Source organism: Parasynechococcus sp., assembly GCF_042954325.1.
Classification (GTDB): Bacteria; Cyanobacteriota; Cyanobacteriia; order PCC-6307; family Cyanobiaceae; genus Parasynechococcus.
This window is the reverse complement of the sequence record NZ_JBGKDS010000054.1, coordinates 18,221-28,716: the sequence shown is the minus strand read 5'-3', so window position 1 is coordinate 28,716 and position 10,496 is coordinate 18,221. Positions and strand designations below refer to the sequence as shown.

The window sequence follows — 10,496 nt, the reverse complement described above, 5'->3', positions numbered from 1 at the left end:
TCAGCAATGGTCATTCGCTAATAAGTCCAACCGCATCTTTTGCTTTGGAAATGATGTCACCTTTAAGGGGAACAAAGCCCAATTCAGATGCCTTGCCTTGTGATTCATCACTCAACATGTGATTAAATGCCTTGCGAATGGCCTCTGTTTTGTCTCCATTTCCAGTCTTGTAGGCCAAGATCCAGGTGAGTGTTGCGATTGGATACGCTCCTTTCGCTTCTGGATTTGGGTTTGTTCCTGCAAGATTTTCATCAAGCTCAATCCCATTTAATGCGATTGCCCCTGATTCTTCGGTGGGAAGAACAAACTCTCCGGACTTGTTCTGCAGGCTTGCCGCCTTGACATTCCCCTTGATAAAGGACTGGTTCACATAGCCAATGGATCCTTCCTTATTTTCAATCACACCTGCTACGCCTGAGTTCCCTTTGGCACCAACGCCAGCGGGCCATTTGACTGATTTACCCGTGCCCAATGTCCATGCCGGTGAGAAGGCTTGCATTGAGTTTGTGAAGGCCTTTGTGGTGCCGGAGCCATCAGAGCGGTGAACCCATGTCAACGGACCCGCGTCACAGCCCAGTTCCTTCCAATCTTTCACCGTTCCCAGGGCGACTCCAACAGCCTGATCTTGGGTTAATTGGAGATCACAACCTGGTTTATTGTAGCCAAAGGCGATGGTGCCACCAACCATTGGGATCTGAACCACACCCCGCTTGACTTTGGCCATATCCTCGACCTTCATCGGGTCATCAGAAGCACCGAAATCAACGGTCTCATCGATAAAGGATTTGCGACCAGTCCCCGAACCAACGGAGGCATAGTTCACTTGGCTTCCACCATCCTTGGCCAAGGATGAGAACCAGTTCTGATAGATCTTGGAGGGGAAGGTGGCTCCAGCACCATTCAACCGTGGCATCGTTGCTTGCTGACTGGAGCACGCGACAAGGGCCAGCAAGGTCGGTACGACGAGGATCGACTTGCTGAGGCTCTGCTTTAACACCTGTTCAGATCGAGTTGAACCTTTCTTAGCTTGAATCCTTGGAACCCTTTTGTCGTTAACCTCGACCTAAGACAGGTTAAGAAAGCAATAAGTTCACGGCGATTCGTCCCTGTTGAAGCGTGTGGCGACGTCGTAACGCACCAACCAGCGATTCACGCGTGTCCGTTGTTCTGGAGGGACTTCCTCAAGCAGTTGTGACAGTTCCAGCGCGGCTACCCGATGCAGCGCACGTACATCCACATGCCATAGGGCCTCAGCTTCGCGGATCAGCCGTGCCCAGGTCCGAACCTGTTGCCAGGTGCGCAACCGTGACCGCGGAGCGCCGTGTTGACGGTGAATGAATGCAGTCATGACTTCACAGTGATTCGACACACCGGAATCAGTGCAAAACAACGCAGTCACTTCGGAAAGCTGAAGCAAAAGCGCACACGTCGCTTGTTTTCAGCCGTGTTCAGGGCTCGTCCTCAACGGCTGTGACTTCAAAAGGCAGCTCCGCAGCCTCTCGGGGACTCAACCGTCTGGACCAACAACCGGGGAGTGGATCGTTCCAGCGGAAACCGGCATCCTTCGCGAGCGAACGATTGTCGTAAGACACCTTGGCTCGCATCAGAACGCGTGGTTCCATGCCGTGCTTCAGCAGCTGCTCTAAGTCGTCACAGCGCGCCAGAACATCGGCCAGATAAATGCAATCCGTCAAAGCGCGGTGGGCAGCCCAGACTGGTATTCCATAGGCCAGAGCCAGATCCCGCACAGATGGACGGGGCTTGAGCTGCCGATGGGATGGCCAGCGGATGTCGTCCATGGTGCACAGCCACGGCTTGGTGATCGGTGGCAGGAGACCATGTCCGAACCACTGCCGATCGAAGGCGGCGTTATGGGCAACCACCACATCGGATGCCTCCACCAACTGGATGAAGAACGCAAGCCCTGCTTGCCAAGGTTGGGGCAGACGGCTAATCCGGGCTGGTATTCGATTGATTGCCTCTGCGCCATTGGTCTCCACAGGCAGCAGGAACGACTGCTGAATCAGGACAGACCGTGATGGAACATCAAAAAGGATGCAGCCAACTTCAACGCAGTGATCCTGTTCTGGATCCAGACCTGTTGTCTCAGTGTCCAGGATCAACACGGTCTCAGCTTTTGGCCCATCGCCAAGGGAGATGACCCCTTTGCTTTTTGGTTCTGCTGACGAGCTTGGCGTGGTTGCCTGCGGGGCCACTGGCGTTGGCTCTGGCCTTGGCTCTGGCGTTGGTGGAGAACTTGTCTCGGCTGTTGGCAACACGTTCAGAAGATCGAGCTGCGTCGGTGCAGGGCGCGGCTGTGTCGAGTCCTCCAATCCAGCAACGTTCGTTTCCAGACCATTCTCCAACCCGATGCCGGGGTTGCGTTCTTAACGTCGTCGCATTGTTCAGACTTGGTTATGGCGGTCTCCATCGGTGATGCCCTTCCTTCCTTCAGCCTTGAGGATCAGGACGGCATCATGCGAAGCAGCATGGGGCGGGACAAACGCCCCCTGGTGTTGTTTTTCTATCCCAAGGACGACACCCCCGGATGCACGGCAGAAGCCTGCGGTTTTCGGGACAGCTTCGCGCGTTTCCAGGAGCTGGGAGCCGAGGTTTGGGGAGTGTCCGGTGACGACAACGTCAGCCATCGTCGTTTTGCGGAGCGCTACAACCTGCCCTTCCCTCTGCTCAGTGACCGCGGCAATGCATTGCGTCAGTTGATGGGGGTTCCCAAAACGCTCGGGCTGATCCCCGGTCGAGTGACGTACATCGCTGATGCTGACGGCGTTGTTCGTCACATTTTCAGCAATCTGCTGGATGGACCAGCGCATGTCGCCGAGGCCGAGCAGGTGCTGAGCCGTTTCACTGCAGCATGAAGAGCTGGCAACAGCGGGGCTCAATTTGGCAATTGTGTCCACAACAACCCGCCGCTCTGATCGAGTTCATCGGCGGGAGTTATCTGGCAGCGACACCGCAGGTGAGTTACAGACGGCTGCTTGAGCAGTTTTCACAGCTCAATCTGGCTGTCCATGCCTGGAGCTACGTTCCAGGCTTTGATCACCAAGCGCAGGCGCGTCAAGCCTGGTCAGACTTTCGAACGGCCAGGATCGCTCTCAATGAACGGATTGGAACCGCCCCGGTCACCTTTCGCATCGGTCACAGCCTCGGCTGCAAATTGCATCTGCTGGCCCCAGATGGTGGCAGGCGCAGCCAAGCATTTGTTGCGCTGAGTTTCAACAATTTCAATGCCGAGCGCTCCATTCCCCTTCTGAGTGAGATCGCACCAAGGCTTGGAGTGGTCACCGAATTCAGCCCCTCCCCCGCTGAGACCCTTCGGCTGATTCAACAGCACTACATACAGCCCAGGAATTTGGTGGTTCGATTCGGGGATGATGCCTTGGATCAAAGTCAAGAGCTCTTTCAGGCACTGGCGAGCCGCGCTCATGATTCCAGTGAATTGACCCAACTGCCCGGTGATCACCTCACACCAGCCAGTGCGGGGATGCGCCAAGGTCTCTTCGGTGATTGGGCCGATGATCCAGCAAAAAGCCGCCGTTATCGGCGGCTCGCAGAATTGATTGTTCGTTGGTGTTGAAGAGTCGAATGAAACTCGATCCTTTGACCCGAAAGGCAGGGTTGTCCCCTGCCTTTGGCCTCTCGAATCAGGCTATTTATTGACCGATTTTGTTCACGGCTGCTCTCGATTTGGCAAGGATATTTCCCTTTAAAGGGACAAATCCCAGGGAGGGAGCTTTGGCCTGTGCCGCATCACTCAACATGTAGTTGAGGGTCTCTTTCACGGACTGAGTCTTGGATCCATTGCCGGTTTGATAAGCCAGCACCCAAGTCAGAGTTGCAATGGGGTAGGCACCCTTGGCCGTTGGATTGGGGTTTTTACCGGCCAAATCCTGATCAAGGCTGATGCCGTTCAGGGCGCGAGCACCAGTCTTTACCGATGGTTTCAGGAACTCACCAGATTTGTTCTGCAGGGCGGCGGCTACAACATTGCCCTTGATATACGACTGATTGACATAACCGATAGCGCCGACACGGTTCTGAATCACACCAGCAACACCGGAGTTGCCCTTGGCGCCGACGCCGGCAGGCCATTTGACCGATTTGCCTGTACCCAGCGACCAGGTGCTGGAGAAGGCCTGCATGGAGTTGGTGAAGGCCTTGGTGGTTCCAGAACCGTCAGAACGGTGCACCCAGGTGATTGCTCCAGCCTTGCAACCGAGCTCCTTCCAGTTGGTGATCTTACCCATCGCCACCCGAACAGCTTGCTCCTGGGTGAGTTTGAGATCGCAGCCAGGCATGTTGTAGCCAAACGCGATCGTTCCACCGACCATTGGGATTTGGACAACGCCGCGTTTAACCTTCGCCATATCCTTTTTCTTCATCGGATCATCGGATGCTCCGAAATCCACAGTTTGGTCAATGAAGGATTTCCGGCCAGAGCCTGAGCCAACGGCAGCGTAATTCACGCGTGCTCCTCCAGATTTTGCAAAATCTGAGAACCAGCGTTGATATATTTTTGCGGGGAAGGATGCTCCAGCCCCATTTAAACGTGGGCTTGCTGAGGCCGCCAAACTTGTCCCCAACACACAAACAGAGGAGACAAGAAGAGCTTTTTGGAACATGTTCATGACGGCGTGCAGGATAGGAGTTGAGTGTCCTGACCTTGCCATTCATAATCAACAGGACGGCAATTTGTCGTTATGCATAAATTAATCCAGGTTAAGATCTAAACAAGATCGCCTTAACTTTGCAACCGTATTGGTTTGAGCGGGGCAATATCATTCCTATATGTAATTTGGATCACAGACAACCATCTGACGCGAAGTTAATCACTTGATCTCAACAAGGGAATCAAGATTGAAGGTGTCACCCACGCAAGCGATCCAGTACGGAACGATCTTCAAGCGTGCTGGTGTCGCCACTCACTTCTTCCCCGGCTGCCAGAGCTCTCAAAATCCGCCGCATAATCTTGCCGCTACGGGTTTTCGGCAAGGCATCACTGCATCGGATCTCATCGGGCCGGGCAATCGGTCCGATTTCCTGTCCCACATGGGAGCGCAGCTCCGCCACCAGCGCATCAGTGCTGTCACGGCCTGCTTCAAGGGTGACAAAAGCCACGATGCCTTCACCCTTGAGGTCATCTGGACGTCCCACCACAGCAGCTTCTGCAACGGCGGGATGACTGACCAGCGCTGACTCAATTTCCATCGTTCCCAAACGGTGACCCGAGACGTTGATCACGTCATCGACTCGGCCCATGACCCAGAAGTAGCCGTCTTTGTCCCGCCGAGCTCCGTCCCCGGCGAAATAGAGATACGAGCCATCAGCCGGCCGGATGTGTTCCCAATAGCTCTCTCGGAAACGCTGGGGATTGCCATGCACCGTCCGCATCATTCCGGGCCATGGGGCTCGTACGGCCAGATATCCCCCTTCATCCGCATCGCAGCTGTTGCCTTCAGCGTCGATGATGTCGGCCTGAATTCCCGGCAGAGGCAAGGTGGCCGAACCGGGCTTGGTTGGTGTTGCCCCCGGAAGCGGGCTGATCATCACTCCACCGGTTTCGGTTTGCCACCAGGTGTCCACGATCGGACAGCGGTTCCCACCGATCACATCGCGATACCACATCCAGGCTTCTGGATTGATCGGCTCGCCAACGGTGCCTAACAAGCGCAGGCTGCTCATGTCGAACTGATCGGGCACCTCCCGTCCGCTCTTCATGAAGGCTCGAATTGCCGTTGGCGCGGTGTAGAAGATCGAGATCTTGTGTTTTTGGATCAGCTCCCAGAACGCCCCGGGTTTCGAAGGCCGTGGTGCACCTTCGTACATGACGGTGGTTGCACCATTGGACAGTGGGCCGTACACGATGTAGCTGTGCCCAGTGATCCAGCCCACATCGGCGGTGCACCAGAACACATCGTCATCACGGATATCGAAGATCCACTGAAAGGTGAGGTGAGCCCAGAGGTTGTATCCAGCCGTCGTGTGCACGACACCTTTCGGCTTCCCGGTGGATCCAGAGGTGTACAGCACAAAAAGGCGGTCTTCACTGGCCATCCGCTCGGCTGGGCAAGCGTTGGATTGGCCGGGCACCAACGCATGCCACCAGTGATCTCGACCGTCCTCCATGGCCGTGTCCTGCTTGGTGCGTTGCACCACAAGCACCGACTCAACCGTGGGACAGGCTCCGTTCGCCAGGGCTGCGTCCACCGCGGGCTTGAGCGAAACCGCCTTGTCTTTCCGGAACCCGCCGTCAGCGGTGATCACCGCTTTGACATTCCCATCATTGATCCGATCGCGTAATGCTTCTGCTGAGAAGCCACCGAACACGACTGAATGCGGTGCCCCGATCCGTGCACAGGCCAGCATCGCGATGGCCGCTTCTGGAACCATCGGCATGTAGAGGGCCACCAGGTCCCCCTTGCCGATTCCCAGTGACTTCAGTGCGTTGGCCGCCTTGCAGACTTCGCTGTGCAAGTCGCGGTAGGTGAAACGGCGGACATCACCGGGTTCACCCTCCCAGATCAGGGCCGTTTTCTCGGCTGTCGGACCCTCGAGATGGCGATCGAGGCAGTTGAACGAGAGGTTGGTCGTACCGCCTTCAAACCAACGGGCGAAGGGTGCATCCGACCAGTCCAGAACCGTATGAAATGGCTCGAACCAATGCAGTTCCTTGCGAGCCGCATCTCCCCAGAAGGTGTCTGGATCCTGGCGTGCTGCATCGGCCAGGCTTCGGTAGGCCTCCAGACTGTTGATCCGGGCTTTGGCTGAAACATCCGTAGGCGGTTCGAAGACACGCTGCTCCTGCAGGATGCTTTCGATCGTCGTCTTGGACTCAGTCACGGCGGCGGCCACAACACGCTCTGGGTCAGGCTAGTCAGCGAACCGGTTAGATCTGATCGGAACTGTTCAGCCGTATCAAACCGTCGACAACCTTGAACGCCCTGCTCTAGTTCGATGGAGACCGCCCCGTCTGCTTTTCTGTTCGACCTTGATGGCTTACTGCTGGATACCGAGCCGATCCATGGTCTTGCCTGGTCAACGGCTGCCAGGCATTACGGCGCTGAACTGACGGAGAGGCAACTGCTGAGTCTCCGGGGGCGACGCCGTCAGGACTGTGCAGAACAGGTCGACCGCTGGTTGCCCAAGTCCGTTGGCACGGAGGCCCTTCTCCGAATCCAACAACCCTGCGCTCGGGCTCTTCTCCCTCAGGCAGCGCCGATGCCAGGGGCCCAGGCACTTGTGCGTTATGGCTTGACCAACGGCATTCCCATGGCGTTGGTCACGAGCAGTTCGCAACAAGCCGTGGCCTTCAAGGCACAACCCCACGCCTGGTTGGAGTGCATTGACACCAGGATTTACGGGGATGATCCAGATGTGCAACGCGGCAAACCAGACGCTCAGCCGTTTCTTGTCGCGGCGGATCGTCTGGGGTGTCAACCCACGACCTGTTGGGCCTTTGAAGATTCAGAGGCGGGAACCACGGCAGCTTTGGCAGCAGGGTGCCTTGTGTGGGTGTTGGACACCGCCGGGCCTGATCGGTCGGAGGGCAATCCAAGACACGTCAGCACACTCAAAACGGTGCTGGATCACCTGATCAATAAAGCCGGCTGAGAACGAAGTCGGGCAATTCGAGCAAGGCCCGCTTGCAAGCGGATTCTTCAAGCCAAACGATCGACTCGCGCGCTTCGCGGGCGAAGGTTTCCGCCAATCCACGGCTGCGTTGTATCGCCGACGACGACCGCACCAGCGACAGGGCACGGTCAAGATCACCCTCCGTTTTGAACTGATTCGCGATCAGTCCCTTCAATTCTGGTTGCTCTTCGATGGCATAGAAGGTTGGCGCTGTGAGATAGCCGCTGGCCAGATCGCTGGCCGCCGGTTTGCCCAACTGCTGATCGCTGCCGGTGAAATCGAGGATGTCGTCGACCACCTGGAAGGCGAGTCCAAGTTGACGGCCATAGCGGTACAACGCATCGAGCTGTTCACCGTCACATCCGCTGAGCACGCCCGCAGCGCGAGCGCTATTGGCAATCAGCGATGCGGTCTTGCAGTAGCTCTTCTCCAGGTAGGTCTCAAAGCTTTGCGCGGTGTCGAAGCGATAGAGACCTTGCTTCACCTCCCCATCGGCCAGATCCATAATCACGCGGCTCAACAGCTTGACGACCTCCAGATCGTCGAGGTTGGCCAGATGCCAGCTCGCCTGCGCAAACAGGAAATCGCCGGCTAAGACTGCGACGCGGGGGTCGAATCGACTGTGCACTGTGGCCACACCGCGCCGCGTGGAGGCCTCATCGACGACATCGTCGTGAACCAATGACGCGGTATGAATCATCTCGGTGATCTCAGCCAGGCGGCGATGCCGTGGAGTGAGATCGGATTGAGGTGACAGCGCCCGGGAGATCATCAGCACGATCCCGGGACGCAATTGCTTGCCACCGGCGCTGAACAGGTGCTCTGCAGCAGCTTGAAGAATCGGATGTCCGGCGCCGATCAGGCTCCGGAGATCACTCAGGAGGGTCTCGAGGTCCTGTTCGACCGGCTCCAGTAATTCGGTGACGGTGATCATGCAACCCCTCGGCGCCGCGATCCTAGTGGTCTCCGACTCAAGGCTGCAGGTGAATCAGTTCCACATCAGGGCGTTCCCCCAGCCATGGGGTCGCACGCGCGGCAAAGCCGCTTGGATCGGCTGTCACACAGATGCGACAACATCCCAGTGACATCCTCTGCCCCAGTGCGGAGGACGGCGGGCCCAGAACGTCATCCAATTGACGGGCCACCGCGAGGGCAGGGTCGATTAACCGCACAGACGGGGGGAGCAACTGTCGCAACAGCGGCTCCAGCAGTGGATAGTGCGTACAACCCAGCACGATCGACTCCACAGAGGCCTCCAGCAGGGGTTCGACATAAGCCATCGCCACCCGGCGCAGGTCATCACTGAGGAGGTCTCCGGCTTCGATCAGCGGCACAAACGCCGGACAGGCTTGTTCGATCACATCCGTACCGGGCCGGAGGGCTTCGATGCTGACCCGATACGCCGATGACTGAACCGTGGCTGGTGTGGCCAGCACGCCCACCCGTGTTTCCTTGACCATTGAAGCGGCGGCCCCGATCAGGCCGATCACCGGACCACCGGCTTGGGCCTCGGCCACATCCCGAGCGAGGGCATTGGTGGTGTTGCAGGCCATCACCACAGTGGTCACGCCGCTATGGCGCAGCCACGCCACCACCTCCGCGGCAATGACGCGAATCTCCTCCGGTGTTCGGTTGCCGTAGGGAACGCGTGCCGTATCTCCCAGATACACACACTGAACACCGTGATGGCGTTCCAGGACACGCCGCAGCACCGTCAAACCGCCGACACCACTGTCAAACAGGCCGAGAACTGCGCTCACCGCACCTCCTGCTTCAAGTAGTTCAGGACACCGGCGGCGATGGCCAGGGCCAACCGCCGCCGGTGGGCCGCCGTCGCCAGACGTGGGGCGTCGATCTCGCCGGTGACGAAGCCCATTTCAACCAAGGCAGAGGGCATCGTGGTGCGCCGGATCACGAAGAAGCGTCCCCGTCGAACACCCCGGTTGGGACTGCCGGCTGAGACCGCCATCATCTGCTGTTGCAGGTAGGTCGCCAGGCGAGCGGAACGGGGATCGGAGAAGAAGAACGTTTCAATGCCATTCACATCCGGACGTCGCATGCTCAGGGCATTCGCGTGGATGCTCACAAAGACGTTCGCACCCGAGCGATTGGCCAAGGACACGCGAGGGGGCAAATCGACATCCACTTCGCGGGTTCGGGTCAAGTTGACGCGAACACCCCGTGCACGCAGCAGGGCAGCCACCTGCAAGGACACGTCCAGCACCACATCGGTTTCCCGCAGCCCGCGGATGCCAACGGCACCGGGGTCGGGTCCGCCGTGGCCCGGATCGATAACGACGGAATATCGGTTCTGGGCAACGGTCGGTAAACCGGAAGGATCCACCGGGACCTGGCTTGGCGAGATCTGGATCGACGGGCTCCAGTTGCTGCGACCCGTGAGATCACCTTCACCGATGTCATCCAACCCCTTCAAAGGCAGGCCCGTGAAGCTCAACTCCCAACGGTCGGCGGCTGTCCCGCGGAGCTTGAGTTGATTGGGGTTCAGCTGAACCCCGGGTTGAAATTCGATCACCAGACGGGTGGCTCCAGCCCGTGGCTTGCCGAGACGGATCTCTTTGACCGCACCCCGGCCGGAGAGACGTCGGGGGAATTTCAATTCCCCGGGAAAGTCGATCCAGACCCGCGTTCCTTTGCCGTCACTCGGACCCTGGAAATAGGCCTCAAGCCGAGCATTCCGGCCGGTGCGCAGCTGCAAGGTGCCCTGTTCGGTGAGGGCCCATGCCGATAACGCACTGGCTGCCCGCGCTGCAGGGACGGAACTGCACAGCGGTTGCAACAACAAAACGGCCAGCACGGCCAGCCGGCGGAAACGCGCCTGACCCATC

Annotated in this window: 11 protein-coding genes; 3 read left to right on the top strand and 8 right to left on the bottom strand. The window is 58.0% G+C overall.

Annotated elements, in window-relative coordinates:
- Nucleotides 1-10: 10 nt before the first annotated feature.
- From pstS (ACGVKB_RS07940) to ACGVKB_RS07930, 3 genes are all read right to left on the bottom strand, one after another.
- Nucleotides 11-913, bottom strand: a complete 903-nt coding sequence (gene pstS, locus ACGVKB_RS07940; RefSeq protein ID WP_392350877.1) for a phosphate ABC transporter substrate-binding protein PstS — start codon at nt 911-913, stop codon at nt 11-13.
- Nucleotides 914-1,090: 177 nt separating this feature from the next.
- Nucleotides 1,091-1,348, bottom strand: coding sequence for a hypothetical protein (locus ACGVKB_RS07935; protein WP_392350869.1), 258 nt, complete (start codon nt 1,346-1,348; stop codon nt 1,091-1,093).
- A 100-nt stretch (nt 1,349-1,448) separates the two neighbouring features.
- On the bottom strand, nt 1,449-2,159 hold the full coding sequence (locus ACGVKB_RS07930) for a 3'-5' exonuclease (RefSeq protein ID WP_392350875.1): 711 nt from the start codon (nt 2,157-2,159) through the stop codon (nt 1,449-1,451).
- Nucleotides 2,160-2,417: 258 nt separating this feature from the next.
- On the opposite strand from ACGVKB_RS07930, the gene ACGVKB_RS07925 reads away from it, so the two are divergent.
- Together ACGVKB_RS07925 and ACGVKB_RS07920 are read left to right on the top strand one after the other, a co-directional pair.
- Complete coding sequence (locus ACGVKB_RS07925; RefSeq protein ID WP_392350867.1) at nt 2,418-2,876, top strand: peroxiredoxin; 459 nt, start codon at nt 2,418-2,420, stop codon at nt 2,874-2,876.
- Nucleotides 2,873-3,595, top strand: a complete 723-nt coding sequence (locus ACGVKB_RS07920) for a DUF1350 family protein (RefSeq protein ID WP_392350865.1) — start codon at nt 2,873-2,875, stop codon at nt 3,593-3,595. Before ACGVKB_RS07925 ends, ACGVKB_RS07920 begins: the two co-directional genes overlap by 4 nt.
- A 76-nt stretch (nt 3,596-3,671) precedes the next feature.
- On the opposite strand, the gene pstS (ACGVKB_RS07915) is transcribed toward ACGVKB_RS07920, so the two are convergent.
- Nucleotides 3,672-4,646: a phosphate ABC transporter substrate-binding protein PstS gene (gene pstS, locus ACGVKB_RS07915; RefSeq protein ID WP_392350863.1), complete on the bottom strand. Its 975-nt coding sequence runs from the start codon at nt 4,644-4,646 to the stop codon at nt 3,672-3,674.
- 238 nt (nt 4,647-4,884) lie between these two features.
- Complete coding sequence (gene acs, locus ACGVKB_RS07910) at nt 4,885-6,858, bottom strand: acetate--CoA ligase (protein WP_392350861.1); 1,974 nt, start codon at nt 6,856-6,858, stop codon at nt 4,885-4,887.
- A gap of 114 nt (nt 6,859-6,972) precedes the next feature.
- Here acs and ACGVKB_RS07905 point away from each other — a divergent pair, with 114 nt between their 5' ends.
- Nucleotides 6,973-7,629: an HAD family hydrolase gene (locus tag ACGVKB_RS07905; protein ID WP_392350859.1), complete on the top strand. Its 657-nt coding sequence runs from the start codon at nt 6,973-6,975 to the stop codon at nt 7,627-7,629.
- On the opposite strand, the gene sds is transcribed toward ACGVKB_RS07905, so the two are convergent.
- Genes sds through ACGVKB_RS07890 form a run of 3 tightly spaced genes read right to left on the bottom strand, consistent with a single transcriptional unit; the run spans nt 7,613 to nt 10,495 of the window.
- The gene (gene sds / locus ACGVKB_RS07900) at nt 7,613-8,584 is read right to left on the bottom strand and encodes a solanesyl diphosphate synthase (protein WP_392350857.1); all 972 of its coding nucleotides are present in this window, start codon (nt 8,582-8,584) and stop codon (nt 7,613-7,615) included. The two genes, ACGVKB_RS07905 and sds, sit on opposite strands and share 17 nt — an antisense overlap.
- A 37-nt stretch (nt 8,585-8,621) precedes the next feature.
- Nucleotides 8,622-9,410 carry a glutamate racemase gene (gene murI / locus ACGVKB_RS07895; RefSeq protein WP_392350855.1) on the bottom strand — a complete coding sequence of 263 codons (789 nt, stop codon included), beginning with the start codon at nt 9,408-9,410 and terminating at the stop codon, nt 8,622-8,624.
- The gene (locus ACGVKB_RS07890; protein WP_392350854.1) at nt 9,407-10,495 is read right to left on the bottom strand and encodes an N-acetylmuramoyl-L-alanine amidase; all 1,089 of its coding nucleotides are present in this window, start codon (nt 10,493-10,495) and stop codon (nt 9,407-9,409) included. Before ACGVKB_RS07890 ends, murI begins: the two co-directional genes overlap by 4 nt.
- Between the last annotated feature and the right edge of the window lies 1 nt (nt 10,496).

Bases quoted from the DNA above. Each gene is read 5' to 3' on its own strand.
- pstS (WP_392350877.1), bottom strand. From the start codon at position 913: ATGCCACGGTTGAATGGTGCTGGAGCCACCTTCCCCTCCAAGATCTAT.
- ACGVKB_RS07935 (WP_392350869.1), bottom strand. From the start codon at position 1,348: ATGACTGCATTCATTCACCGTCAACACGGCGCTCCGCGGTCACGGTTG.
- ACGVKB_RS07925 (WP_392350867.1), top strand. From the start codon at position 2,418: ATGGCGGTCTCCATCGGTGATGCCCTTCCTTCCTTCAGCCTTGAGGAT.
- ACGVKB_RS07920 (WP_392350865.1), top strand. From the start codon at position 2,873: ATGAAGAGCTGGCAACAGCGGGGCTCAATTTGGCAATTGTGTCCACAA.
- pstS (WP_392350863.1), bottom strand. From the start codon at position 4,646: ATGAACATGTTCCAAAAAGCTCTTCTTGTCTCCTCTGTTTGTGTGTTG.
- ACGVKB_RS07905 (WP_392350859.1), top strand. From the start codon at position 6,973: ATGGAGACCGCCCCGTCTGCTTTTCTGTTCGACCTTGATGGCTTACTG.
- sds (WP_392350857.1), bottom strand. From the start codon at position 8,584: ATGATCACCGTCACCGAATTACTGGAGCCGGTCGAACAGGACCTCGAG.
- ACGVKB_RS07890 (WP_392350854.1), bottom strand. From the start codon at position 10,495: ATGGGTCAGGCGCGTTTCCGCCGGCTGGCCGTGCTGGCCGTTTTGTTG.